Source organism: Caballeronia arationis, from assembly GCF_001544975.2.
Classification (GTDB): domain Bacteria; phylum Pseudomonadota; class Gammaproteobacteria; order Burkholderiales; family Burkholderiaceae; genus Caballeronia; species Caballeronia arationis.
The window spans coordinates 58,287-83,130 of the sequence record NZ_FCOG02000030.1 but is presented as its reverse complement, the minus strand read 5'-3'; the positions used below and the strand labels follow the sequence as shown (position 1 = coordinate 83,130).

At 62.4% G+C, this 24,844-nt stretch carries 32 protein-coding genes and 1 tRNA gene; 1 reads left to right on the top strand and 32 read right to left on the bottom strand.

The window, feature by feature from the left end; all coding sequences use genetic code 11:
* Positions 1-192 precede the first annotated feature (192 nt).
* From AWB81_RS19700 to AWB81_RS19670, 7 genes are all read right to left on the bottom strand, one after another.
* Positions 193-268, bottom strand: a tRNA-Thr gene (locus tag AWB81_RS19700).
* Positions 269-286: 18 nt separating this feature from the next.
* Entirely contained in the window at positions 287-769 is a 483-nt protein-coding gene (locus AWB81_RS19695; RefSeq protein WP_062638221.1) for a ClpXP protease specificity-enhancing factor, read from the bottom strand.
* A 65-nt stretch (positions 770-834) separates the two neighbouring features.
* The gene (locus AWB81_RS19690; RefSeq protein WP_031362199.1) at positions 835-1,446 is read right to left on the bottom strand and encodes a glutathione S-transferase N-terminal domain-containing protein; all 612 of its coding nucleotides are present in this window, start codon (positions 1,444-1,446) and stop codon (positions 835-837) included.
* A 99-nt stretch (positions 1,447-1,545) separates the two neighbouring features.
* Positions 1,546-2,301 (bottom strand): cytochrome c1, encoded by a 756-nt coding sequence (locus AWB81_RS19685; protein ID WP_062638220.1) that lies wholly within the window; start codon positions 2,299-2,301, stop codon positions 1,546-1,548.
* 22 nt (positions 2,302-2,323) lie between these two features.
* Complete coding sequence (locus AWB81_RS19680; protein WP_062638219.1) at positions 2,324-3,706, bottom strand: cytochrome b; 1,383 nt, start codon at positions 3,704-3,706, stop codon at positions 2,324-2,326.
* Positions 3,706-4,326: a ubiquinol-cytochrome c reductase iron-sulfur subunit gene (gene petA, locus AWB81_RS19675; protein WP_062638218.1), complete on the bottom strand. Its 621-nt coding sequence runs from the start codon at positions 4,324-4,326 to the stop codon at positions 3,706-3,708. Before petA ends, AWB81_RS19680 begins: the two co-directional genes overlap by 1 nt.
* A gap of 213 nt (positions 4,327-4,539) precedes the next feature.
* The gene (locus AWB81_RS19670) at positions 4,540-5,286 is read right to left on the bottom strand and encodes a Nif3-like dinuclear metal center hexameric protein (RefSeq protein ID WP_062638217.1); all 747 of its coding nucleotides are present in this window, start codon (positions 5,284-5,286) and stop codon (positions 4,540-4,542) included.
* 20 nt (positions 5,287-5,306) lie between these two features.
* On the opposite strand from AWB81_RS19670, the gene AWB81_RS19665 reads away from it, so the two are divergent.
* Positions 5,307-6,530 carry a S1C family serine protease gene (locus tag AWB81_RS19665; protein ID WP_062638216.1) on the top strand — a complete coding sequence of 408 codons (1,224 nt, stop codon included), beginning with the start codon at positions 5,307-5,309 and terminating at the stop codon, positions 6,528-6,530.
* Between the two features lie 95 nt (positions 6,531-6,625).
* Here AWB81_RS19665 and tatC read toward each other — a convergent pair whose 3' ends face one another.
* The 25 genes from tatC to AWB81_RS19540 form a co-directional block, all read right to left on the bottom strand.
* Entirely contained in the window at positions 6,626-7,408 is a 783-nt protein-coding gene (tatC, locus tag AWB81_RS19660; RefSeq protein WP_062638215.1) for a twin-arginine translocase subunit TatC, read from the bottom strand.
* 47 nt (positions 7,409-7,455) lie between these two features.
* Positions 7,456-7,977 (bottom strand): Sec-independent protein translocase protein TatB, encoded by a 522-nt coding sequence (gene tatB, locus AWB81_RS19655; RefSeq protein ID WP_062638214.1) that lies wholly within the window; start codon positions 7,975-7,977, stop codon positions 7,456-7,458.
* Between the two features lie 36 nt (positions 7,978-8,013).
* Complete coding sequence (gene tatA / locus AWB81_RS19650) at positions 8,014-8,241, bottom strand: Sec-independent protein translocase subunit TatA (RefSeq protein WP_062638213.1); 228 nt, start codon at positions 8,239-8,241, stop codon at positions 8,014-8,016.
* 160 nt (positions 8,242-8,401) lie between these two features.
* On the bottom strand, positions 8,402-8,764 hold the full coding sequence (locus AWB81_RS19645) for a histidine triad nucleotide-binding protein (RefSeq protein WP_062638212.1): 363 nt from the start codon (positions 8,762-8,764) through the stop codon (positions 8,402-8,404).
* A gap of 64 nt (positions 8,765-8,828) precedes the next feature.
* Positions 8,829-9,221, bottom strand: a complete 393-nt coding sequence (locus tag AWB81_RS19640) for a DUF4870 family protein (RefSeq protein WP_062638211.1) — start codon at positions 9,219-9,221, stop codon at positions 8,829-8,831.
* Between the two features lie 34 nt (positions 9,222-9,255).
* A complete protein-coding gene (locus tag AWB81_RS19635; RefSeq protein ID WP_062638210.1) occupies positions 9,256-9,624 on the bottom strand; it encodes a phosphoribosyl-ATP diphosphatase in 369 nt (122 codons plus the stop codon).
* Entirely contained in the window at positions 9,621-10,025 is a 405-nt protein-coding gene (gene hisI / locus AWB81_RS19630; RefSeq protein WP_062638209.1) for a phosphoribosyl-AMP cyclohydrolase, read from the bottom strand. Before hisI ends, AWB81_RS19635 begins: the two co-directional genes overlap by 4 nt.
* Before the next feature lie 3 nt (positions 10,026-10,028).
* Positions 10,029-10,802 (bottom strand): imidazole glycerol phosphate synthase subunit HisF, encoded by a 774-nt coding sequence (hisF, locus tag AWB81_RS19625; RefSeq protein ID WP_062638234.1) that lies wholly within the window; start codon positions 10,800-10,802, stop codon positions 10,029-10,031.
* A gap of 103 nt (positions 10,803-10,905) precedes the next feature.
* Positions 10,906-11,658, bottom strand: a complete 753-nt coding sequence (hisA, locus tag AWB81_RS19620; protein ID WP_062638208.1) for a 1-(5-phosphoribosyl)-5-[(5-phosphoribosylamino)methylideneamino]imidazole-4-carboxamide isomerase — start codon at positions 11,656-11,658, stop codon at positions 10,906-10,908.
* A gap of 153 nt (positions 11,659-11,811) precedes the next feature.
* The gene (gene hisH / locus AWB81_RS19615) at positions 11,812-12,453 is read right to left on the bottom strand and encodes an imidazole glycerol phosphate synthase subunit HisH (RefSeq protein WP_062638207.1); all 642 of its coding nucleotides are present in this window, start codon (positions 12,451-12,453) and stop codon (positions 11,812-11,814) included.
* Positions 12,450-13,070: a MarC family protein gene (locus AWB81_RS19610; RefSeq protein WP_062638206.1), complete on the bottom strand. Its 621-nt coding sequence runs from the start codon at positions 13,068-13,070 to the stop codon at positions 12,450-12,452. Before AWB81_RS19610 ends, hisH begins: the two co-directional genes overlap by 4 nt.
* 64 nt (positions 13,071-13,134) lie before the next feature.
* Positions 13,135-13,722, bottom strand: a complete 588-nt coding sequence (gene hisB / locus AWB81_RS19605) for an imidazoleglycerol-phosphate dehydratase HisB (RefSeq protein WP_062638205.1) — start codon at positions 13,720-13,722, stop codon at positions 13,135-13,137.
* A 33-nt stretch (positions 13,723-13,755) separates the two neighbouring features.
* The gene (gene hisC / locus AWB81_RS19600; protein WP_062638204.1) at positions 13,756-14,826 is read right to left on the bottom strand and encodes a histidinol-phosphate transaminase; all 1,071 of its coding nucleotides are present in this window, start codon (positions 14,824-14,826) and stop codon (positions 13,756-13,758) included.
* Between the two features lie 68 nt (positions 14,827-14,894).
* Positions 14,895-16,220 (bottom strand): histidinol dehydrogenase, encoded by a 1,326-nt coding sequence (gene hisD / locus AWB81_RS19595; RefSeq protein WP_062638203.1) that lies wholly within the window; start codon positions 16,218-16,220, stop codon positions 14,895-14,897.
* Between the two features lie 57 nt (positions 16,221-16,277).
* Complete coding sequence (gene hisG, locus AWB81_RS19590) at positions 16,278-16,970, bottom strand: ATP phosphoribosyltransferase (protein WP_062638202.1); 693 nt, start codon at positions 16,968-16,970, stop codon at positions 16,278-16,280.
* On the bottom strand, positions 16,967-18,238 hold the full coding sequence (murA, locus tag AWB81_RS19585; protein ID WP_062638201.1) for a UDP-N-acetylglucosamine 1-carboxyvinyltransferase: 1,272 nt from the start codon (positions 18,236-18,238) through the stop codon (positions 16,967-16,969). The genes hisG and murA overlap by 4 nt, the downstream gene beginning before the upstream one ends.
* A gap of 101 nt (positions 18,239-18,339) precedes the next feature.
* Entirely contained in the window at positions 18,340-18,579 is a 240-nt protein-coding gene (locus AWB81_RS19580; RefSeq protein WP_062638200.1) for a BolA family protein, read from the bottom strand.
* Positions 18,580-18,597: 18 nt separating this feature from the next.
* Complete coding sequence (locus AWB81_RS19575; protein ID WP_062638199.1) at positions 18,598-19,353, bottom strand: ABC transporter permease; 756 nt, start codon at positions 19,351-19,353, stop codon at positions 18,598-18,600.
* Entirely contained in the window at positions 19,350-20,276 is a 927-nt protein-coding gene (locus AWB81_RS19570) for an ABC transporter ATP-binding protein (RefSeq protein WP_062638233.1), read from the bottom strand. Before AWB81_RS19570 ends, AWB81_RS19575 begins: the two co-directional genes overlap by 4 nt.
* A gap of 224 nt (positions 20,277-20,500) precedes the next feature.
* Positions 20,501-20,788 carry an STAS domain-containing protein gene (locus tag AWB81_RS19565; RefSeq protein WP_062638232.1) on the bottom strand — a complete coding sequence of 96 codons (288 nt, stop codon included), beginning with the start codon at positions 20,786-20,788 and terminating at the stop codon, positions 20,501-20,503.
* 35 nt (positions 20,789-20,823) lie between these two features.
* Positions 20,824-21,453 (bottom strand): MlaC/ttg2D family ABC transporter substrate-binding protein, encoded by a 630-nt coding sequence (locus AWB81_RS19560; protein WP_062638198.1) that lies wholly within the window; start codon positions 21,451-21,453, stop codon positions 20,824-20,826.
* 123 nt (positions 21,454-21,576) lie between these two features.
* On the bottom strand, positions 21,577-22,536 hold the full coding sequence (locus AWB81_RS19555) for an MlaA family lipoprotein (RefSeq protein WP_062638197.1): 960 nt from the start codon (positions 22,534-22,536) through the stop codon (positions 21,577-21,579).
* A gap of 10 nt (positions 22,537-22,546) precedes the next feature.
* Positions 22,547-23,125, bottom strand: coding sequence for an outer membrane lipid asymmetry maintenance protein MlaD (gene mlaD / locus AWB81_RS19550; RefSeq protein ID WP_062638196.1), 579 nt, complete (start codon positions 23,123-23,125; stop codon positions 22,547-22,549).
* Positions 23,126-23,217: 92 nt separating this feature from the next.
* Complete coding sequence (gene mlaE / locus AWB81_RS19545) at positions 23,218-23,985, bottom strand: lipid asymmetry maintenance ABC transporter permease subunit MlaE (protein ID WP_062638195.1); 768 nt, start codon at positions 23,983-23,985, stop codon at positions 23,218-23,220.
* Positions 23,982-24,797 (bottom strand): ABC transporter ATP-binding protein, encoded by an 816-nt coding sequence (locus AWB81_RS19540; RefSeq protein WP_062638194.1) that lies wholly within the window; start codon positions 24,795-24,797, stop codon positions 23,982-23,984. The genes mlaE and AWB81_RS19540 overlap by 4 nt, the downstream gene beginning before the upstream one ends.
* Between the last annotated feature and the right edge of the window lie 47 nt (positions 24,798-24,844).

Sequence of the window (24,844 nt, the reverse complement as noted above, 5' to 3'; positions counted from 1 at the left end):
GCTTCCGTTCTGCGTCGCTGCATCAGCAGCAGAGAAACGAGATTATGAAGAACGTTTCGCTTTTCGTCAACAGATTTGAAAAACCTTTTTCTGTCGACTTCAATGCTCGCTTAAAGCATCGGACCACTTCGCGCCTTCTACCCAAAAAGCAAACGGGTCACGCGAACATCGCGCGACCCGTCAACGCTTGTCTGGTGCCGGCTGCAGGACTCGAACCCGCCACCTCATGATTACAAGTCAAGCGCTCTACCAGATGAGCTAAGCCGGCGAAGCACAGGATTCTACTTCATTTGATCACTTTAAGGTGAGAGCGGCCGCCCGATTTCGACGTCTCCTCCTCGGCGGAAGCACTGTCTTCTGCCGCCGATCCCGCTGCCGCCTCTTCATCGATCTCGGCCTGATCGAGTTCGGACGAACGCGGCGGCCCGCTCGTATCCGACGCCGGAGCGAGTGTAGCCGGCTCGACCGGGAATGCCATGCCCTGCCCGTTCTCTCGCGCGTAAATGGCGAGAACGTTCGTGACCTGCACCTCGATCTTATGCGACTTGCCCGAGAAGCGCGCGCTGAACTCGATCCACTCATTGCCCATCTGCAACTGGCTAGTCGCCTCGAAGCTGATGTTCAACACGATCTCGTCGTTGCGCACGAACTGGCGCGGCACGCGCGTGGAGTTATCGACCCGGACCGCGATATGCGGCGTAAAACCATTATCCGTGCACCACTCGTAGAGCGCGCGCAGCAGGTAAGGCTTGGTGGAAATCTCTTGCATCAACTGTCCTTTACCGGAACGCGGCGCCGCGAAGTCCGCGACGCCCGCGTCCGCACTCGCAAAACTCAGCGGCGCATCACCTTTTCCGAAGGCGTCAGCGCTTCGATATAGGCCGGGCGGCTGAAAATCCGCTCGGCGTACTTCATCAACGGCGCAGCATTCTTCGACAACTCGATGCCGTAGTGATCCAGACGCCACAAGAGCGGCGCGATCGCGACGTCGAGCATCGAAAATTCTTCGCCAAGCATGTACTTGTTCTTCAGGAAGATCGGAGCGAGCTGCGTCAGGCGATCGCGGATCGCGTTGCGCGCTTTCTCGTGATTCTTTTCCGCGGCCTTGCCCTTTTCGTTTTCGAGCGTGCCGACGTGAACGAACAGTTCCTTCTCGAAGTTCAGCAGGAACAGGCGGGCGCGGGCGCGCTGAACCGGGTCGGCCGGCATCAGTTGCGGGTGCGGGAAACGCTCGTCGATATATTCGTTGATGATGTTCGACTCGTACAGGATCAGGTCGCGCTCGACCAGAATCGGAACCTGTCCGTACGGGTTCATCACCGCGATGTCTTCCGGTTTGTTGAACAGGTCGACGTCGCGGATTTCGAAATCCATGCCCTTTTCGAACAACACCAGCCGGCAGCGCTGGGAGAACGGGCAAGTAGTGCCGGAGTACAAAACCATCATGTTTTTAAGGTCCCTTCAGAAAACTTGACGGGCCAACGCGCGAAAAGCGCCTTCGAGGAGGCGCTTCGGTCACGCTGGCCCACACCGATCGCGGCGTGTTTATTTAATGTCTTTCCAGTATGACGCGTTCAGGCGCCAGGCGAGAAAGCTCAAAATCCCGAGGAACATCAGCACCCAGACACCCAGTTGCTTGCGGGTCTGCTGGGCGGGCTCCGACATCCACGAAAGGTACGAAACCAGATCGGCCATAGCCGAATCATAATCCACCGGCGACATCGACCCCGGCGTGACTTGCGTATATCCAGCGAAATGTTTCACCTTTTCGCCAGTTTTTTCGTCAGTTTCGGTCTCGAATTTCGCCGTGCGGATGCCCTGCAAGGTCCAGAGCACGTGCGGCATCCCCACGTTTTCATACACGCGGTTGTTCCAGCCCGTCGGCCGCGTTTCGTCGCGATAAAAACTCCGCAAATACGTGTAGAGCCAGTCCTTGCCGCGCGCCCGCGCTTCCACCGACAAATCCGGCGGCGACGCCCCGAACCACGCTTTCGCGTCCTCCGGGCGCATCGCGATCGACATCGTATTGCCAATCTTGTCGGTCGTGAAAAGCAGGTTCTGCTGGATTTCCTTCGGGTCGATGCCGAGATCCGTCAGACGGTTGTAGCGCATCAGGTTCGCACTATGGCAGTTCAGGCAATAGTTTACAAACAATTGGGCGCCGTGCTGCAGGGACGCGAAATTGTCGGCGCTGTCAGGCGCGTGGTCGAGCGGGACTTCGCCTTCAGCGTAAGCCGGCGCCGCGCCGAACGCGCACAGCGCCGCCCCGATCAACGCCAGTGTAGAGAGCCATTTTTTCATCGTGTTGTCTCCGGGCGCAGCGTCAATGGGATTTGAAGCGCACGCGCTCTGGCGGCTGTTTGAAGCGGCCGCGCGGCGTCCAGAACGGCATGCCCAGGAAAAACGCGAAGTAGACGAGCGCGCAGATTTGCGCGATCAGCGTCGCGGCGGGCGATGGCGGCCGGGTCCCGAGATAGCCGAGCAGCAGGAAAGCGAACACGAAGATGCCGTAGAAGACCTTGTGGAAAAGCGGTCGGTATCGAATCGATTTGACCGGACTGCGGTCCAGCCACGGCAGGAAAAACAGCGAAACGACCGCCGTGCCCATTACCACGACGCCCCAGAACTTCGACTCGGTCAACGCCATGAACACGATCACCGCGATCGCCAGCACGGGCAGTCCCAGCCGCCACTTGCCGCGCGCGCGCAGCAGCGCGAACACGCCGAGCAGGCCGATCACGACCATCAGCACGATCTTGAACGGATCGGTGGTCGCGCGGAGCATCGCGTAGAAGGCGGTGAAATACCAGACAGGTGCGATTTCCGGCGGCGTCTGCAGCGGATTTGCCGGCACGAAGTTGTTCGCTTCGAGGAAATAGCCGCCCATTTCCGGCGCGAAAAAGACGATCGCCGCGAAAATGAACAGAAACACGCACACGCCCATGAAATCGTGCACAGAGTAGTACGGATGGAACGGAATGCCGTCGATCGGGATGCCGTTCGCGTCCTTTTTCGCCTTGATCTCGATGCCGTCAGGGTTGTTCGAGCCGACTTCGTGCAGCGCAACCAGGTGCGCAACCACGAGGCCGATCAGCACCAGCGGAATCGCGATCACGTGAAACGCGAAGAAGCGATTCAGCGTGACGTCCGACACCACGTAGTCGCCGCGAATCCACAACGACAGATCCGGACCGATGAACGGAATCGCCGAAAATAGGTTCACGATCACCTGCGCGCCCCAGAACGACATTTGTCCCCACGGCAGCAGGTAGCCGAAGAACGCCTCGGCCATCAGGCACAGGAAAATCGCGCAGCCGAAGATCCACACGAGTTCGCGCGGCTTGCGATACGACCCGTATATCAGGCCGCGGAACATGTGCAGGTACACGACGACGAAGAACATCGACGCGCCTGTCGAGTGCAGGTAGCGGATGAGCCAGCCCCACGGCACTTCGCGCATGATGTACTCGACCGATGCGAACGCAAGCGTCGCATCGGGCTTGTAGTTCATGACGAGGAAGATGCCGGTGACGATCTGGAGCACCAGCACCAGGAGCGCCAGCGATCCGAAGAAATACCAGAAGTTAAAATTCTTCGGCGCGTAGTACTCGGAGACGTGCTTTTTCCACGTCGACGTCAGCGGGAAACGGCGGTCGATCCAGCCGACCAGCCCAGTTGTTTCAACTTCGTTGTCTGCGAGCGCCATTAAGCCTCTCCCTTTTCGTCCCTGCCGATCACGAGTTGCGTCGCCGACGTGAACATGTACGGCGGCACGTCCAGGTTCTGCGGCGCAGGCTTGTTCTTGAAGACGCGGCCGGCCAGGTCATAAGTCGAGCCGTGGCACGGGCAGAGAAACCCGCCGGGCCAGTTGTCGGGGAGATTGGGTTGAGGGCCTTCCTGAAAGCGCGGCGTCGGCGTGCAGCCCAAATGCGTGCACACGGCCACCGCGACGAAGATGTTCTTGTGATCGGCGCGCGAACGGAACTCGTTGTTGCAGTACTCCGGCAACGGCATCGAGAATTCCAGCTTCGATTTGGGATCGGCGACTTCGTTGTCGGCTTTCTTGACGTCGGCGAGCTGTTCGTCGGTGCGATTGATGATCCACACCGGCTTGCCGCGCCAGGCGACCGTCATCATGTCGCCGGGCTTGAGACTGCTGATATCGACCTCGACGGGCGCGCCCGCCGCCTTGGCCTTTTCCGAAGGAGCAAACGAACTAACAAAGGGTACGACAGTGGCCACGCCTCCAAAGCCACCCGCTACGGTCGTCGCAATCAGCCAGGTTCGGCGGCTGCCGTCGACGCGCTTCTCTTCCTTGTCTCGCATTACACGCCCCAATTCTGAGTTGGATTTATACCGTCACATCAGTTCTCCGCCGCTAGTGTGCGCGAATGGAGCCGTCATTTACAAGGCCCGAATAGCAGAAATCACTCGAAGTCCTTGATGCTTCAGGGTTTCCCCGCACATTTTTGCTCTTTTTTGACGAAGCGCTTATTTACGCTTATTGCGGCGCCGCAATTAACCGCGACGCGCGCTTATTCAAACAGGATTATCGATATCAATAAAGAGATGTTCGATGTCGAATTGCTCTGACAGGTGCGCGCCGACCGCCTGGACGCCGTAGCGCTCGGTCGCGTGATGCCCGGCCGCGAGATACGCGACGCCGCTTTCCATCGCGATGTGCATCGTCTGCTCAGAGACTTCGCCGCTCAGATAGACGTCGGCGCCGGCCGCGATGGCGTCGTCGAAATAGCCTTGCGCGCCGCCCGTGCACCATGCGACGCGGCGCAGTTCGCGATTGGCGTCGCCGAGGACGAGCGGCTTGCGGCCGAGCGCGTTCTCCACCGACGCCGTGAAATGTTCGAGCGAAAGCGGCATCGGCAGCGGCGCGATCCAGCCGAGGTCCTGTTCGCCAAAACGGCCGTCCGCGATCAGCCCGAGCCGCGCGCCGATCTGCGCGTTGTTCCCCAGCTCGGGATGCGAATCGAGCGGGAGGTGATAGGCGAAGAGACTGAGATCGTTCGCGATCAACGTGCGCACCCGCTGATACTTGCGTCCCGTGATCTGGGGCGCCTCGTTCTTCCAGAAATAGCCGTGATGCACGAGGACGGCGTCGGCACCCCATTCGACCGCGGCCTCGAGAAACGCCAGCGATGCCGTCACGCTGGTGGCGAGTTTCCGGATGCGCCGCGCGCCTTCGACCTGCAGGCCATTGGGGCAATAGTCCCGGAAGCGGCCGATTTCCAGCAGATTGTTCAGATACAATTCGAGTTCGATCCGATCCATGAAATCCTCTATCCCATCAAATGCTTAGACGCTTCTGGCTCTTTTTTGCCCAAGCGGTGACCGTGCTTTTGGCGCTGATGTTCATCGTCGCGACCTTAAAACCGCAGTGGCTGCAACGCCAGGGCCAGTTCGGCAAACAGCTTGCCGAACCTATCGTCGCATTGCAGGAGGTGGCGCCGAGCATCGGCACGCGGCCCGTGCAATCGTCGTACGCGGATGGCGCCCAGAAGGCGATGCCCGCGGTCGTCAATGTGTTCTCCAGCAAGGACGGCAGCCTGCCGCCGGACCCGCGCGCGAAAGATCCGCTCTTTCGCTACTTTTTCGGCGACAAGAACAAGCGCAAGAGCGACGAGCCGCCGGCGTCGAATCTGGGCTCCGGCGTGATCGTCAGCTCGGAAGGTTACATTCTAACGAACCAGCATGTCGTCGACGGGGCGGATCAGATCGAAGTCGCGCTCGCCGACGGCCGCACGTCGAGCGCGAAAGTGATCGGCGTCGATCCGGAAACGGACCTCGCCGTGCTCAAGATCAACATGACGAACCTGCCGACCATCACGCTCGGACGCATGGACCAGACGCGCGTCGGCGACGTGGTGCTCGCGATCGGCAATCCGTTCGGCGTTGGCCAGACCGTGACGATGGGCATCGTGAGCGCGCTCGGACGCAATCACCTCGGCATCAATACGTTCGAAAACTTCATCCAGACCGACGCCGCGATCAACCCGGGCAACTCGGGCGGTGCGCTCATCGACGTGAACGGCAACCTGCTCGGCATCAACACCGCGATTTATTCGCGAAGCGGCGGCTCGCTCGGCATCGGCTTCGCGATTCCGGTTTCGACCGCGCGCAGCGTGCTGGAAAGCATCATCACGACGGGCACGGTGACGCGCGGCTGGATCGGCGTCGAGCCGCAGGACGTGACGCCGGAAATCGCCGAATCGTTCGGGCTGGACCAGAAATCGGGCGCGATCGTCGCGGGCGTGCTGCAAGGCGGTCCGGCCGACAAGGCGGGCATCAAGCCCGGCGACATCCTCGTCAGCATCAACGACGACACGATCACCGACACCACGCGCCTTTTGAACGTCGTCGCGCAGATCAAGCCGGGAACGTCGGTGAAAGTGCACCTGATGCGCAAGAACAAGGAACTGGACGTGAACGTGATGATCGGCAAGCGGCCGGCGCAACCACGCGCGCCGCAACTGCCCGAGGACGGCCAGGACGATCAGGGTCAGGGCGACGAATGATGCTTCGGTAGGCGCGTCGATTTGTCGCAGACTGGAAAAGCAAAGGGCCGCTTCTTGCGAAGCGGCCCTTTTTTATTTCTCGCGCGGCGTATGGATTATTCCGCCGCTGTCGCCTCTTCTTCCTTCTTCACGCCTTCTTTTCCAACGATCATGCGTGCCGCGATGATACCGGCCTCATAGAGGATGACGAGCGGAATCGCGAGAATCAGCTGCGAGAAGACGTCCGGCGGCGTTACGACGGCCGAAATGACGAACGCGCCGACGATCACATACGGCCGGATCTCCTTCAGCTTCTTGATCGACACTACGCCCATGCGCGCGAGCAGCACGACGACGATCGGCACCTCGAACGTCACGCCGAACGCAATGAACATCGTAAGCACGAAGCTCAGGTAATTGTCGATATCGGTGGTCATTTCCGCGCCGAGCGGCGCGTTGTAGTGCGCCATCACGCGAAAGATCGTCGGAAACACGACGAAGTACGCGAACGCCATGCCACACAGAAACAGCGTGTAACTGCTGCCGACAAGCGGCGCGACCAGCTTCTTCTCGTGCTGATACAGGCCCGGTGCGACGAACGCCCAGATCTGGTAGAGCACCATCGGCAGCGCGATCACGAGTGCAACGAGCATTGTCACTTTCATCGGGACGAAAAACGACCCGGTGACGTCCGTAACGATCATCTTGCCGTCCTTCGGCAAGTTCTGCATCAACGGCCGCGCGAGCAGTTTGAAGATGTCCGGCGCCCAGTACACGAGCCCGATGAAAACGACGATGACCGAAGCGCCTGCGCGGATGATGCGGTCGCGCAATTCGACCAGATGCGAGATGAACGTCTCTTCAACGGCCTCGTCTTTATTTTGTTGCGGGTCGCTCACGCCGGCCCTCGGTTGGGGATCATCAATGGAAGGAAAATCGATGCGGGTCAGAAAAACTTCGTCGGACGGCGCATGGTCGCCGGTGTATGGCGGGCAACGCGCGCCGCGCCCGACTGCACGCGGGTGCGGCGGGTCGTCGTGCGTTTGTACCAGTCAGGCACGGCGGTCTGCTTGACGCGCCAGTTCTTGCGCTTGCCCGACGAAGAGCCGCTGCGCCAACCGTCGTAGCTCGCCGATGCGGTCTCGGCCGTCGCACCGCCCGCGATGCTGGACGATTCCGATGTGCCCTGGTTCCACGCGTCGTTGAGTTCGGCTTCGTGCTTGCGCAGATTGTCCTGAATCGACGTTTCTACATTCGACGCCGCCGTTTCGAACTGCGTGCGCATCTTTTTCAGTTCGTCGAGTTCCATCTCGCGCGCAACTTCGGACTTGACGTCGTTGATGTAGCGCTGCGCCCGGCCGAACAGCGCACCGGCCGTTCGCGCGACGCCGGGCAGCCGTTCAGGCCCGAGCACCACCAGCGCAACGACGCCGATCAGCGCCATTTTGGTCAGACCGAGGTCGAGCATGTAGTCGAGGTTTCCTGAAATCTGTGCAGGTTGGGATCAGCGGAAGTCGTTCGAGCGCGATTTTTCCTTCGCTTCGACGTCGACTGCACCGTTGCGCGGCAATTCGCGTTGATCGGCGGGCGTTTCGCCCTCGCGCATGCCTTCCTTGAAACCTTTCACCGCGCCGCCCAAGTCGCCGCCGATGTTGCGCAGTTTCTTCGTGCCGAATACGAGTGCCACGATGAGCAACACGATCAGCCAATGCCAAATGCTTAAAGAACCCATGAATGAAAACTCTCCTTGATTCCGCCACGCCCGATCGGCCGCGTCGGTGAACTCCGGCCTTTCGGCCCCGGGCTGGAGCGAAAATGCACCGCCCGGAATCTTTCATTTTGCGCGTCCAATATTTCATTGGAAAGGCGCAAATTGCATCTTTATTGCGCGATTAACCCATGCGGCGCCACGGACGAGCGCCGGCCAGCAGATGCGCATGAATGTGATAAACCTCCTGCCCGCCTCCGGGACCGGTATTGATCACGGTACGAAAACCCGTGTCGCCGCCGGTGTATGCCACGCCCAGGTCGTCGGCGAGACGCCCTACCAGACTTACCATTCTACCAAGCAGCGGGGCGTCGCTTTCGGTGCAGTGCGAAAGTGTCTCGATATGCTTCCGCGGGATCACCAGAACATGGACCGGCGCCGCGGGATTGATGTCATTGAAGGCAACGAACTCGTCGTCTTCATACACTTTCTTGCTCGGAAGCTCTCCCGCGGCGATTTTGCAGAAGATGCAGTTTTCGTGGCTCATGAATGTCCCGGTTCGTCCCGTAGGTTATTGTCAAAGGCTCTTTGCCGGAAGCCGGGCGCGCGTGTCAGAACCAGGCACGCGGGTCGATCGGCTTCTCTTCATAAAGATACAGCCAGCCCTTGATCACGCGATAGAGCGTCCAGATGCCAACGGCAAAAAGAATCGGAAAGCCGATCAGCACGAACAGCAGCGCCACACCGATCAGATGCCCGAGCACCGCCCACCAGAACGTGCGGATTTGCCACTCGAAGTGCGCCTCGTAGGGCGTTCCGGCAACGTCGTCGCGCTTGATGTAGTTGATGATGATCGCGATCAGCACCGTGATGCCGCCCGTCAGCCAGTAGGCGGCGTAGAGGCCGTACAGGACGTGGGTCAGCGTGCGCAGGCCGCGCTGGCGTTCGGCTTCGGCCGAATTCTGATAAGCGGGCGGCGGATAGGGTTCATACGGTTGATTCATGTCGATCCCTCCATCATGCCGGCAAAAATGCTCGTCAGCCGCCGTTTTGCTCGCGCTCGCGCGATTTGCGCAGCGCCTTCTCTTCGATGCCCGACAAGCCTTCGCGCCGTTCCAGTTCGGCGATCACGTCGGCCGGGTTCAAGTCGAAGTGCGACAGCATCACGAGACAGTGAAACCACAAATCGGCAACCTCGCCGACGAGCGCCTTCGGCGCGCCGCCGTGCCGAGAGTCCTTGGCGGCGAGCACCACTTCGGTAGCTTCCTCGCCGATCTTCTTCAGAATGGCGTCGTCACCTTTATGAAAGAGTCTCGAAACGTAGGATTGTTCCGGGTCGCCGCCCTTTCGGCTATCAATTAGCGCGGCGAGGCGCAGCAGCGTGTCTTGAGTTTTGATTTGCGTCATTTGTAGATGTGTTCGGGGTCTTTCAGGACGGGTTCGACGGCGATCCAGTCGCCGTTTTCCGCCGATCCTTCGAATTTCTGGAAAAAGCACGAATGGCGGCCGGTATGGCACGCAATGCCCGACACCTGCTCGACCTTGAGCAGCACGACGTCTTCATCGCAATCGAGCCGGACGTCGTGCACGTGCTGCACGTGCCCCGATTCCTCGCCCTTGAACCACAGGCGCTTGCGCGAGCGCGAATAGTAGACGGCGCGCTTCAGCTCGATCGTCTTGACTAGCGCCTCGCGGTCCATCCACGCGAACATCAGGACATCGCCCGTCGCGGCTTCCTGCGCGATCACCGGCACCAGGCCGTTCGCGTCCCATTTGACCTTGTCGAGCCACTCGTTCTGCGTGCTCATGGCTCAGATCCTCACCGAAATGCCACGATCGGCCATGAAGCGCTTCGCCTCGCCGACCGTGTGTTCGCCGTAGTGGAAGATGCTCGCGGCGAGCACGGCGTCGGCATGGCCGTCGACGATTCCGTCCGCCAGATGTTGCAACGACCCGACGCCGCCCGACGCGATCACCGACACCGGCACCGCATCCGACACGGCGCGCGTGAGCGCGAGATCGAAGCCGGACTTGGTTCCATCGCGGTCCATGCTGGTGAGCAAAATTTCGCCGGCACCGAATTCGGCCATCTTGCGCGCCCATTCGACCGCATCGAGCCCGGTGCCTTTGCGGCCGCCATGCGTGAACACCTCCCAGCGCGGCGTTTCGCCCTCCGCCGACACGCGCTTTGCGTCGATCGCGACGACGATGCACTGCGAGCCGTGCTTGTCAGACGCATCGCGCACGAGTTGCGGATTCGCGACCGCCGACGAGTTCATGCTGATCTTGTCCGCGCCTGCGTTCAGCAGCCGCCGAACGTCTTCCACGGCACGCACGCCGCCGCCGACCGTCAGCGGAATGAACACCTGCGACGCGACTGCCTCGATGATCGGCAAAATCAGGTCGCGCTGGTCGGACGTCGCGGTAATATCGAGGAAAGTGAGTTCGTCGGCACCCTGATCGTCGTAACGGCGCGCGATTTCGACCGGATCGCCCGCATCGCGCAATTCGAGGAAGTTGACGCCCTTCACCACGCGGCCGGCGGTGACGTCGAGACAGGGAATGATGCGTTTAGCGAGAGCCATGTTCTGCAGATAGGGTTGGTGCTGATGCAACGGCGCGCGCGCCGGGCGCCGCGTGAGTGCCGACTGAGTGCCGCGGCGCCCTGTCCGTCGGCGCTGCGGAAAATCAGGCGTCGTCGGCTTCGCGCAGCATGTCGGCGCGCGTTTGCGCGGCGGCGAAATCGAGATCGCCCGAATAGATCGCGCGGCCGCAGATCACGCCTTCGATACCCTCGTCTTCCACCTCGCAAAGCGAAGCGATGTCGTCCAGGTTGGACAGCCCGCCGCTCGCGATCACGGGAATTTTCACCGCCTGCGCGAGCCGCACCGTCGCTTCGATGTTGATGCCCTGGAGCATCCCGTCGCGCCCGATATCGGTGTAGATGATCGCTTCGCAGCCGTAATCCTCGAATTTGCGGCCGAGGTCAATGACTTCATGCCCCGTCAGCTTGCTCCAGCCGTCCGTTGCCACCTTGCCGTCCTTCGCGTCGAGCCCGACGATGATATGGCCCGCGAATGCCGTGCAGGCGTCCTTCAGGAAGCCCGGATTCTTCACGGCCGCCGTGCCGATGATCACGTATTCGAGTCCGTCGTCGAGATAGCGCTCGATCGTGTTCAGGTCGCGAATGCCGCCGCCCAGCTGCACCGGAATGTCGCTGCCGACTTCCTCGATGATTGCGCGAATCGCATCCTCGTTCTTCGGCTTGCCGGCAAATGCACCGTTCAGGTCGACGAGATGCAGCCGTCGTGCGCCCTTGTTGACCCAGTGCCGGGCCATTGCCGCCGGATCTTCGGAAAAAATGGTCGCCTGGTCCATATCGCCTTGCTTGAGGCGTACGCACTGACCGTCTTTAAGATCGATGGCCGGAATGAGCAACATAGAAATCGCGTGTTATCAGGTGAGGGTTGGTCAAAACGGTCGAGGTCATCAGGCGCCACGCCTGCTCACAACCGTCTCGCTAGTGTAGTACAAGTCTCGCGACGCCCGCGGATGCATTCGGGATAAGCCAAAACGCCGGATTCGATGCGCGAATCACGGATTCCAGTGCACGAAATTCCGATACAGCTGCAGGCCCGCGTCGGCGCTCTTTTCCGGGTGAAACTGGGTCGCGAAGATATTGTCGCGCGCGACGGCCGACGTGAACGGCGCGCCGTACACCGTTTCGCCCGACGTGTGGGCCGGAGCGGCCGGCACCACGTAATAGCTGTGCACGAAGTAGAAGAATGCGCCATCCGCGACGCCGTCCCACAACGCGTGGCGCTGCGCCTGGCGCACGCGGTTCCAGCCCATCTGCGGAACCTTGAAGCGCGAGCCGTCGTCCTGCAACTGACCTTCGAGCTGAAAGCGCACCACCTTGCCCGGCAGCAGGCCAAGGCCCTTCGTATCGCCTTCCTCGCTCCAGTCGAAGAGCATCTGCTCGCCGACGCACACGCCGAGCATCGGCTTTTCGCGCGCGGCTTCCATCACGGCTTCCTGCAGGCCGGATGCCGACAGATGCGCCATGCAGTCGCGCATCGCGCCTTGTCCCGGCAGCACGATCCGGTCGGCCGCGCGAATTGCTTCCGGCCGCTCGACGATCGCCACGTCGGCCTCGGGCGCCGCCTTTTTCAGCGCCTGATACACCGAGCGCAGGTTGCCCATTCCGTAATCAACAATCGCTATCGAAGTTTTCATTTCAAGGTAGGCAGCAAGGCCTTCAATCCGTCGACGATGAATTCCACCGCCAAAGCCGACAACATCAAACCCATCAGGCGCGTCCCGATATTGATGCCGGTGCGCCCGACCCAGCGCGCGATCGGCTCGGCCAGATTCAGCGCGCCGAAGCAAAGGCCCGCGAGCACCGCGCCGATCACGATCAAGCCGATGCGGTCGTACCAGTGATGCGCATTTGCAGAATAGACGATCACCGTGCTGATCGAGCCGGGGCCCGTCAGGAGCGGGATCGCGAGCGGCACGACGGCGACGCTGTTCTTCAGCTCCGCTTCGTGGCGCTCTTCCGGCGTGGAGCGCGTGTTGCCGATCTGCGCGTTCAGCATGTTGATCGCCATCAACAACATGATGATGCCGCCGCCGACCTCAAGCGATCCGACCGAAATCCCGAAAAACGCGATGATCTGCTGCCCGAGCAGCGCTGTCACCGCGATCACGCAGAACACCGAGATCGATGCGATGCGGATCGTGTTGCGCTTTTCGAAGGCTGACTGTTGTGCGGTCAGGCTCAGAAAGAACGGGATCGCGCCGACCGGATTGATCAGCGCCAGCAGGGAAATAAACGATTTGAGCAGGTCCATCGAGGGCCGTCAGCACACTGTCGCACGGGCATGCCGCCCGCTTGGTCCGGACCGTCCGGGGAAATTAAAGACTGCCCTTGGTCGACGGAATCTGACCTGCGGCGCGTTCGTCGAATTCGACGGCCATGCGCAGCGCGCGTCCGAATGCCTTGAACACGGTCTCGACCTGATGATGCGCGTTGATGCCGCGCAGGTTGTCGATATGCAGCGTCACGCCCGCGTGATTCACGAAGCCACGGAAGAATTCGATGGTGAGATCGACGTCGAAGGTGCCGATTCGCGCGCGCGTGAACGGCACGTGGAATTCGAGCCCCGGCCGGCCGGAGAAATCGATCACGACGCGCGAAAGCGCCTCGTCGAGCGGCACGTAGGAATGGCCGTAGCGGCGAATGCCCTTGCGGTCGCCGATGGCCTTCGCCACCGCCTGTCCGAGCGTGATGCCGGTGTCTTCGACCGTGTGGTGATCGTCGATATGGAGGTCGCCATGCGCTTCGACTTCGAGGTCGAAAAGGCCGTGGCGCGCGATCTGGTCGAGCATATGGTCGAGGAACGGCACGCCGGTGGCGAGCTTCTGCTTGCCGGTGCCGTCCAGATCGAGCTTCACACGGATCTGCGTTTCGCTGGTGTTGCGAACGACTTCCGCAATGCGCATGGTGATTCCTTGAGACTTTTTAAGAAAACGGGGTTAGTGCAACGCGAGCTTGAGAGCCGCGATCATCTGCGCGTTCTCTTCGGCCGATCCGACCGTCAAACGCACACAATTTGCCAGCAATGGGTGCATTTTACTCACGTTTTTGACCAAAACCCGCGATGTCAGCAGGGTTTCGAAGGTCACTGCCGCGTCCGGCACGCGCACGAGCAGGAAGTTGCCCGCGCTCGGGAAAACCATCGCGCCGGGCAGCGCCGCGACTTCCTCCGCCAGCTTCGCGCGCTCGGCGCGAAGTTCGGCAGCCTGCGCGTCAAGCACGTCGAGGTGGTTGAGCAGGAACTCGGCCGTCGCCTGCGTCAGCACATTGATGTTGTACGGCGGGCGAACCTTGTCGAATTCGGTGATCCACTTCGCCGTGCCCGCCATGTAGCCGAGACGGATGCCCGCGAGGCCGAGCTTCGAAACCGTGCGCATCACGACGACGTTGTCGAACTCCGCGGCGCGCGGCATCCAGCTTCTCTGCGCAAACGGCTGATACGCCTCGTCGATCACGACGAGGCTCTTCGTCGACGCCGCGATCACGCGTTCGATGTCGGCGTCGTCGTAGAGCGTGCCGGTCGGGTTGTTCGGATACGCGAGGTACACCAGCGCGGGCGCATGCTCCTCGATGACCGCGATGAGTGCCTCGGCGTCGAGCGTGAAGTCCGCGTTGAGCGGCACGCCGATGAATTCCAGATGCGCGAACGCCGCCGACATCTGATACATCACGAAGCCCGGCACGGGAGCTACGACCTTCGCGCCCGGCTTCGCGCACGCCATCGACAGCATGCTGATCAGTTCGTCCGAGCCGTTGCCGAGCAGCACTTCGCACGCTGGCGGCACGTTCATCGCGCGCTTGATCTTCGCAAGCAGGCTGGCCGGACGCGGCGCCGGATACCGATTTAACGCGACGCCCGCCAGATGCTCGCCGAGTTTCGCAGCGAGATCGTCCGGGAGGCGGTACGGATTTTCCATCGCGTCGAGCTTCACGAGGCCGGTTGAGTGGGGCACGGGGTAGCTCGTCATCGCGAGGACGTCGGGGCGGATGATGTCTTGTGGTGTCGTCATGGTCTCGGCGGCCGCTCTCGTCGGCCGAACGGCGGCTCTCGGGCCGCCTTGGTCTTGGCAATGGCCGCTTACTGGCCCGTGTATTTCATCCGGTATTCGGCACTGCGCGCGTGCGCCTGCAGGCCTTCGCCGTATGCAAGTTCTGCAGCGATCTCGCCGAGCGTCTGCGCGCCTTCCGCGCTGACTTCGATCACGCTTGAGCGCTTTATGAAATCGTAGACGCCGAGCGGCGACGAAAAACGCGCCGTGCGCGAAGTCGGCAGAACGTGGTTCGGGCCGGCGCAGTAGTCGCCGAGGCTTTCGCTCGTGTAGCGGCCGAGGAAGATCGCGCCGGCATGGCGGATCTGCGCGGCCCAGTGGTGCGGATCGAGCGCCGAGATTTCGAGATGCTCCGGCGCGATGTCGTTGGCGATCGCGCAGGCTTCGGCCATGTCCTTCACCTTGATCAGCGCACCGCGGTCTTCGAGCGAGCGCTGGATCACGTCGCGGCGCGGCATCGCGGGAAGCAGTTCGACGATCGCATCTTCCACGCGCTGGATGAACGCCGCGTCCGGGCACAGCAGAATGGACTGCGCGAGTTCGTCGTGTTCTGCTTGCGAGAAAAGGTCCATCGCAACCCAGCGCGGGTCGGTGGTGGCGTCGCAGATCACGAGGATTTCGGACGGCCCTGCGATCATGTCGATGCCGACGGTGCCGAACACGCGGCGCTTCGCCGACGCCACGTAGGCATTGCCCGGGCCGCAGATTTTGTCGACGGATGGGACGCTCTCCGTGCCATATGCGAGCGCGCCAACCGCCTGCGCGCCGCCGATCGTGAACACGCGGTCCACGCCGCCGAGCAGCGCCGCCGCGAGCACGAGCTGATTCTTCACGCCGTCGGGCGTGGGCACGACCATCACGATTTCCTTCACGCCCGCGACGCGCGCCGGAATCGCGTTCATCAGCACCGACGACGGATACGCCGCCTTGCCGCCCGGCACGTAGATGCCCGCACGGTCGAGCGGCGTGACTTTCTGGCCGAGGACGGTGCCGTCGGCTTCGGTGTATTGCCAGCTATGGCTCCCGCACTCGATGCGCTGCTTCTCGTGATAGCCGCGCACGCGCGCCGCTGCCGCTTCCAGCGCTGCGCGGCGTTTCGGTTCGAGCGCTTCGAGCGCCGCTTCGAGTTCCGTCGGCGGCAGTTCGAGCGCTGCGACGCTCTCCGCCTTCAGCCGGTCGAACCTGTTCGTGTAGTCGAGCACGGCCGCGTCACCGCGCGCCTTCACGTCGGCGAGAATCTGCGCGACGGAGCGTTCGATGGCTTCGTCCTCGCTCACTTCGAACGCGAGCACCGCGTGCAGCGCCTGATGAAAACCGTTGGCGCCGGAATCGAGTTTGCGAATCTTGATAGACATGCTGGTTTTCCGTTTCAGTATCGCGTGCAGCGGGACCGGCTCACGCTCAGTTCCCGCTCAGTTTCCTTCCGGCACCGACGCGCGTTCGAATGCGTCGAGGTACGGTTTCAGCGCTTCGCGCTTCAGCTTGAGCGCGGCCTGATTCACGACGAGACGCGACGAAATCTGCATGATCTCCTCCACCTCGACGAGATTGTTCGCCCGGAGCGTTCCGCCCGAGCTGACCAGATCGACGATCGCATCGGCCAGCCCGACCAGCGGCGCCAGTTCCATCGAGCCGTACAGCTTGATCAGGTCGACGTGCACGCCCTTCGACGCGAAATGCTCGCGCGCCACTTCCACGTACTTCGTCGCGACTCGCAGACGCGCGCCCTGGCGCACCGCGCTCGCGTAGTCGAAACCGGCCGCAACAGCGACCGACATCCGGCAGCGCGCGATATTCAGATCGACGGGCTGATACAGCCCGCCGCCGCCATGCTCGATCAGCACGTCCTTGCCCGCGACGCCGAAATCCGCCGCGCCGTACTCCACGTAGGTCGGCACATCGGTTGCGCGCACGATGATCACGCGCAGGTTCGGATTCGTGGTCGGCAGGATCAGCTTGCGCGACGTCTCCGGGTCCTCGGCCACCTGTACGCCTGCAGAGGCGAGCAGCGGCAGCGTCTCTTCGAAGATACGCCCTTTCGACAACGCGAGCGTGAGCGGCGCACTCGCGCCGACCGACGACGAAGTCTGTGGCACCGAACTCATTGTTCGCTCCCGGTTCCCTTGATGCGGCTCACCTTCGCGCCGACCGCCGTCAGCTTCGCTTCCATGCGGTCGTAGCCGCGGTCGAGGTGATAGATACGGTCGATCAGCGTGTCGCCGTCCGCGCACATCGCCGCGATCACGAGGCTCGCCGACGCGCGCAGGTCGGTTGCCATCACCTTCGCGCCCGACAGCTTCTCGACACCCGCGACGAGCGCCGTATTGCCGTCGATGGTGATGCTCGCACCAAGACGGTTCAATTCCTGCACGTGCATGAAGCGGTTCTCGAAGATCGTCTCGACGACCTGCGAGGTGCCTTTCGCCATCGCATTGAGCGCCATGAACTGCGCCTGCATGTCGGTCGGGAACGCCGGGTATTCCGACGTGCGGAAGCTCACCGCTTCGGGGCGCTTCGCCATCTTCACGCGCATCGAGTCGCCGCTTTCCTCGATCGACACGCCCGCTTCGCACAGCTTCGACGTCACCGCGTCCAGCAGCGACGGATTCACGTGACGCAGCGTCACGTCGCCGCCAGCAGCGGCGACCGCGCACAGGAACGTGCCCGCTTCGATACGGTCCGGCACGACCGAGTGCCGCGCGCCATGCAGCTTGTCGACGCCGTGAATCACGAGCCGGTCCGAACCGATACCGTCGATCTTCGCGCCCATCTTCACGAGCAGATGCGCGAGGTCGGTGACTTCCGGCTCGCGCGCCGCGTTTTCGATCACCGTTTCGCCATCGGCGAGGACGGCTGCCATCAGCAGGTTTTCCGTGCCGGTGACCGTGATCATGTCGGTGATGATGCGCGCGCCTTTCAGGCGCTTCGCCCGCGCTTCGATGAAACCGTGCTCGATGTTGATCTCGGCGCCCATCGCCTGCAGGCCCTTGATGTGCTGGTCGACCGGACGCGCGCCGATCGCGCAGCCGCCCGGCAGCGACACCTTCGCCTCGCCGAAGCGCGCGACGAGCGGCCCGAGCACGAGGATCGACGCGCGCATCGTCTTCACCATCTCATATGGCGCGACGAGGTTGTCGACTTTCGACGCGTTCAGCGTCACGCGCCCGTCGCCGCTCACTTCCGAATTCACGCCCATCTGGCGCAGCAGCTTGAGCGTGGTGCGCACGTCCTGCAGATTCGGAACGTTTTCCAGATGGACGTCGTCGGCGGTGAGCAGGCTTGCGCAGAGAATCGGCAGCGCCGCGTTCTTGGCACCCGATACGACGATTTCGCCCGAGAGCTTCGTGCCCCCAGTGATGACCAGTTTGTCCATGCTTCAGTGTCCTTCTACCGTGCTTGCTGCTGCGACGCCGGCATCGGCGTCGCGATTGACTTGAATACGCGCGCCGGACATTTCCGGCGACGCCGGTCGGCTCAGGCCGATTTCCACTCCGCGGGCGTGAGCGTCTTCATGCTGAGCGCGTGGATTTCCGCGCGCATGCGGTCGCCGAGCGCCGCGTAGACGAGCTGATGACGCGCGATCAGGCGCTTGCCTTCGAACGCGTCGCTGACGATGGTCGCGAAGAAATGCTGGCCATCGCCTTCCACTTCCAGGTGCTGGCAAGCAAGGCCGCCAGCGATGTAATCCTTCACTTGTTCCGGGGTCGGCAACATGGAAGTCTCCTAAAAAATTTAGTGACGCAGCTTGTAGCCGCTTGCCAGCAGGCGCACGCAGATCACCGCCAGCACCACGAAGAACGCGGCGACGATCCCGAGGCTCGCGAGCGGACTCACGTCGGACATGCCGAAAAAGCCGTAGCGGAACCCGTCGATCATGTAAAAAAACGGATTCAGCCGCGACACTTCGCGCCAGACGGGCGGCAGCGTATGCGTCGAGTAGAACACGCCCGAAAGGAACGTGAGCGGCATGATCAGAAAGTTCTGGAACGCGGCGAGCTGGTCGAATTTCTCGGCCCAGATGCCGGCGATCAGCCCGAGCGTGCCGAGAATCCCCGACCCCAGCACCGCGAACGCAATGATGTAGAGCGGCGCGGAAAAAGTCATCGGAATAAACCACACCGTGACTATGAATACGCCGAATCCTACCGTCAGCCCGCGCACCACCGACGCCAGCACGTAGGCAAAATACATCTCCCAGTGCGCGATCGGCGGCAGCAGCACGAACACGAGATTGCCCGTGATCTTCGACTGGATCAGCGACGACGAGCTGTTCGCGAACGAATTCTGCAGCACGCTCATCATCACGAGGCCGGGCACGAGAAAGCTCGTGTACGCGACGCCCTGATAGACCTGCACGTGGCTCGACAGCGCGTGGCCGAAGATCATCAGGTAAAGGAGCGCCGTGATAACCGGCGCGAGCACCGTCTGGAAAGCGACTTTCCAGAAACGCAAAATTTCCTTGTAAAACAGTGTCCTGAAACCGCTCATGAAAGTCCCTCGACCACTTCGGGTTCGTTCATGACCTGCACGAACACGTCTTCCAGATCGGCCTTGCGCACTTCGATTTCGTCTAACGCGCAACCAGCCGCGCGGCACTTCGCGAGAATCGGCTCGACTTCGTCGTAGCTCGACAGCCGCAGCAGGTGCTGCGTGCCCGAAATCGCGTGCGGATCGACTTCCAGCTGACGCAGGTCGGCGGGGAGAACGCCATGTTTGAAGCGCAGGAACAGCTGCATGCCCGCGAAACGCTGCAACAGCGTGCTCGTGCGCTCGAGCGCGACGACTTCGCCGCGGCGAAGCATCGCGAGCCGGTCGCACAACGACTCGGCTTCTTCCAGATAGTGCGTCGTGAGCACGATCGTGTGGCCTTCGCGGTTCAGGCGCGAAATGAACTTCCAGAGCGTCTGGCGCAACTCGACGTCGACGCCGGCGGTCGGCTCGTCGAGCACGATCACGGGCGGCCGGTGCACCAGCGCCTGCGCGACGAGCACGCGCCGCTTCATGCCGCCCGACAGCGCGCGCGTGTTGACGTCGGCCTTCTCGGTGAGATCGAGATTCGCCATGACTTCGTCGATCCAGTCATCGTTATTGCGCAAGCCAAAGTAGCCCGACTGGATGCGCAGCGACTCGCGCACGGTGAAGAACGGATCGAAGACGAGTTCCTGCGGCACGATGCCGAGCGCGCGGCGCGCGGCGCGGAAATCGCTGACGACGTCGTGCCCGCGGACCGAGATCGTGCCGCTGTCGGCGCGCGCGAGGCCCGCGAGAATGCTGATGAGGGTGGTTTTGCCCGCTCCGTTGGGACCGAGCAGGCCGAAGAATTCGCCTTCTTCCACCGAGAAACTCACGCCTTTGAGCGCTTGCAGCTCTTTGTAGCGCTTTCTGACGTTTCGGATTTCTATGGCTGGCATGACAGTGCGCCCGCCGAACATGGCGGCGCCTCGAATTGTGCGGTACTGGAACGTGGTCGGCACCGTGTCGGGCCGAAAAAGGGCCGGGTGACGTGCCGAAAAAACGTTTGATTATAGGGCAAACCGGCTTTGGCCGACCCGAGCCCGGTCCTGCCGGGCGCGGCGCGGGCGAAGGACGATCCTGCGCTGCGCCGCGCCGCGCCGCTCGCTGCATCAGTGCAGGATCAATGCCGGAAGGTGAGGAGCGTGTCGACGCCGTAGGCCTGCGCGAGACTGGCAAGCCCGGTGGGAAGGTTCACGACGGCGAGCGCGCCGCCACGTGAAGACGCCGCGCGCTGCCATGCGAGCAGCACGGCGAGCGCGGACGAATCGAATTGACGCAGCGGCGCGCAATCGACTTCGGTCGCGCCCGCAGCGATCCGTGACAGCCCCGCTTCGAGCGCCGCCCTGGCGCTTTCATGCGTCAGCGACGCGGCCGTCTGGAAGCGGCCAGCGGCGGCACTGGCCGGCATGCCGGCTGCAGACAGACCAGCGGAATTCACGCTGCTCACGATGCCTTGCCGCTCGCGAGTTGCTGATTGCGCTGCGTGAGGAACTGCAGCAGCCCGTCGACGCCATGCTGCGAGATCTGCTCGTTGAACTGCTGCTGGTATGCCTGGATCAGCCACGCGCCGAGCACGTTGATGTCGTAGACCTTCCAGCCCTGCGGCGTCTTGTAGAGACGGTAGTCGAGCTGGATCGGCGAGCCGTTGTTGATCACGACAGAGCGCACCACGACGTCCGTATCTTCCGGCGATGCGCGGAACGGCTTGTACTGGACCTGCTGGTCACGCACCTGCGCGAGCGCGCCCGAATACGTACGGATCAGGAGCATCTTGAACTGCTCGACGATCTCCTTTTGCTGCTGGGGCGTGGCGGTATTCCAGTTGCGGCCCATCACGAGACGCGTGGTGCGCGTGAAGTCCGTGTACGGCAGGATCTTCTCGTTCACGAGTTCCGTGATGCGCGTGATATTGCCCGACTGGATCTGCTTGTCCGCCTTAATCTGGTCGAGCACCTGCTGCGTGACCGTCTTGACCAACACGTCCGGATTGTTGGTGTCGACGGCCTGCGCCGATGCGCCATTGCAAAACGCCATGAAGACCGCGAAAAGGGGAAGCAACAATAGTTTTTTCATTTCAGACCCTGCGTGAAAGTGGCTTGGGTTTGAACGTGGCACCGTTTCCGAGTTCACCTGCCACGCTATCCAAACCGTCGTAATACCTGTCAAAAATGTTACCGCTCGTTAGACGCCGGTGAATCAGCGTAAGCGGATCGAAGGGAACGCGGGTACGCGCGGCGGCACGAACTGGTTGCCCGGAATCGTGTTGGTACCGCTTGCCGGGGTCGGCGCTTCCGCCGTGCCGGACGCGCCTTCCGCAGCCGAAGCCGCGGTTGCCGGCGCAGCGGTCGCCGATGCCGGAGCCGGCGGCGTGGCTGTCGCCGACGCCCCCGTTGCCGCAGCGGCCGCCGGAGTACCGGTGCCCGACTCATCGTAGGTCGGCGGTGGCGTCTCGCCGTAATCCGGTGCCGTGCTTTCGCCGCCCGAAATCAGATACTCGCGACGCTGCAAGTATGCATTGCGGACGAACGAATATTTGTCGAGCGCGGCTTCCGAGAGCACATCGCTCGCGCCGAGCAGGTTCGCACGCACGTCGATGAGATTCACGCCGTAGAGCGCCCAGCTAACCGAATCCGGCTTCACATAGGTGAGCGGATTGCCGAAATAATCGACGACCGTGCCGCCCGTGTCCCGCACCGTGCTCGGCCCGAGCAGCGGCAGCACGAGGTACGGGCCCGGCGGCACGCCGTAGTGGCCGAGCGTGAGGCCGAAGTCGGCCTGGTGCTTCGGCAGCTTCGCGATGGTCGCGACGTCGAACAGACCGCCGACGCCGAACACCGTGTTCATCGCGACGCGCACGATGTCCGACACGCCATCCGCGATATTGAGCTGCAACAGGTTGTTCGCCGCGATGTAGACATCGCCGATGTTGGAGAAGAAGTTCGTGACGCTGTTGCGGACCGGCTCCGGGATCGCCCAGACGTACGCCTTCGCGACCGGCTTCAGCGCAACCTGGTCGATCTTGTCGTTGATCGTGAACATCGTCCGGTTGTAGCTTTCGAGCGGATCGCCCTTCGTAGGCGTCGTCACGGTCGCGCAGCCGGCGACCAGCGCCGCCGCCATCACGATTCCCGCGCTTTTCAAGCGCATCGCCTGCATGCCCTTCTCCTTATTGACCTGACGCGCCCGAGGCGCCCGTCGAACCCATCGCGCTCGCCGCGCCCGGAAAGGCGGGCGCAGGTGCGGCCGGCGCCGCCGGCGCAGCGGGAGCGCCGCCCGATTTCGATGCGCCGGAATCCGCCGCCTTGTTGTAGAGGAACTGGCCGATGAGGTTTTCGAGCACCACTGCCGATTGCGTCATGGAAATCGTGTCGCCGTTCTTGAGCATCTGGTCATCGCCGCCCGGTTCGAGGCCGATGTACTGCTCGCCGAGCAGTCCAGAAGTCAGAATCTTCGCCGACGAATCTTTCGGAAATTCGAATTGCTTGTCGATATCGATGGTGACGACGGCCTGATACGTGTTCCGGTCGAACCCAATCGAGCCGACCCGGCCGACCGTCACGCCGGCGCTCTTCACCGGCGCGCGCGCCTTCAGGCCGCCGATGTTGTCGAATTTCAGCTTCACCGCGTAAGTCGGCTGGAAGGAAAGCGAGCTCATGTTGCCGGCTTTCAGCGCGAGGAACAGCAGCGCCACGAAACCCAGCACCACGAACAGGCCGACCCAGAAGTCGAGAGCAGTCTTTTTCATCGTCTATCCAAAGAGAATCTTGTCGTAGAACGGGGCGAAGGACTGTGCCCTTCGCAACGCCCGCTGTGCGCGGACGCCGTTCAACATGTGACCTAGCTGAACATCAGTGCCGTCAGCAGGAAATCGAGGCCGAGCACGGCAAGCGATGCGTACACGACGGTCTTGGTCGTCGCGCGCGATACGCCTTCCGGCGTCGGCTTGGCTTCGTAGCCCTGAAACAACGCGATGAACGTCACCGCGAAACCGAACACGATGCTCTTGATCACGCCGTTGCCGACGTCGCGCCAGACATCCACGCCGCCCTGCATCTGCGACCAGAACGCGCCGGCATCGACGCCGATCATCAGCACGCCGACCACGTACCCGCCGATCACGCCGACCGCCGAGAAAATCGCGGCGAGGATCGGCATCGAGACGATCCCGGCCCACATGCGCGGCGCGACGACGACCTTGACCGGGTCGACCGCCATCATTTCCATCGCGGTGAGTTGCTCGCCGGCTTTCATCAGGCCGATTTCGGCGGTGAGCGACGTGCCCGCGCGCCCCGCGAACAAGAGCGCGGTCACGACCGGCCCGAGCTCGCGCACGAGCGACAGCGCGACGAGCAGCCCGAGCGCCTGCTCCGAACCGTAGCGATTGAGCGTGTAATAGCCCTGTAAGCCCAGCACGAAGCCGACGAACAAGCCCGATACCGCGATGATCACCAGCGAATAATTGCCGACAAAATGAATCTGTTTCGTGACAAGACGCGGACGGCGCAGCAGCGGGAAGAATTCGAGCACGAGGCGCACGAACATGCGCGTCGCGTAACCGGCGGTGCCGAAGCCGTCGAGCACCCAGCGTCCGAGCGCGCTGATCATGCCTTGCCTCCGATACCGAAGTCCGCCGCGAGCGGCGAACTGGCGTAGTGAAACTTGAACGGGCCGTCGGGCGCGCCGTCGATGAACTGGCGCACCGACGGGTCCGTCGCGGCGCGCAGTTGCGCCGGCGTGCCCTCGGCGAGAATGCCGCCGTTCGCGATGAAGTACACGTAGTCGGCGATGGCGAACGATTCCGGCACATCGTGCGTGACGAGAATCGAGGTTGCGCCGAGCGCGCTGTTCAGCGTGCGGATCAGGTTCGCGGTGATGCCGAGCGAAATCGGGTCGAGGCCGGCGAACGGCTCGTCGTACATCATGAGTTCGGGATCGAGAGCGATCGCTCGGGCGAGCGCCACGCGGCGCGCCATGCCGCCCGAAATCTCCGACGGTGCCAAATCGCGTGCGCCGCGCAGGCCGACAGCATTGAGCTTCATCAGCACGAGATCGCGCACGAGTTCTTCGGGCAGGTCCGTGTGCTCGCGCAGCGGGAAAGCGACGTTTTCGAAGACCGTCTGATCGGTAAAAAGCGCACCGAACTGGAACAGCATGCCCATCTTGCGGCGCAGCGCGTAGAGACCTTCGCGGGTCTCGCGGCCGACGTCCGTACCGCCGAACAGCACCTGGCCCCGGTTCGCCTTCACGAGGCCGCCGATCAGGCGCAGGATGGTCGTCTTGCCGCAGCCGGAGCCGCCCATGACCGCGACTACCTGGCCACGCGCGAAACGCATGTTCAGGTTCGACAAAACGAGCCGGTCGCCGTAACCGAAGTCGACGTCGCGAAGCTCTAGCAGGGTCTCGGGAGAAGCAGACACGAGGGCAGGCAGTCCTTTTACGCAAAGAGGCCGAATTATAGGGCCTG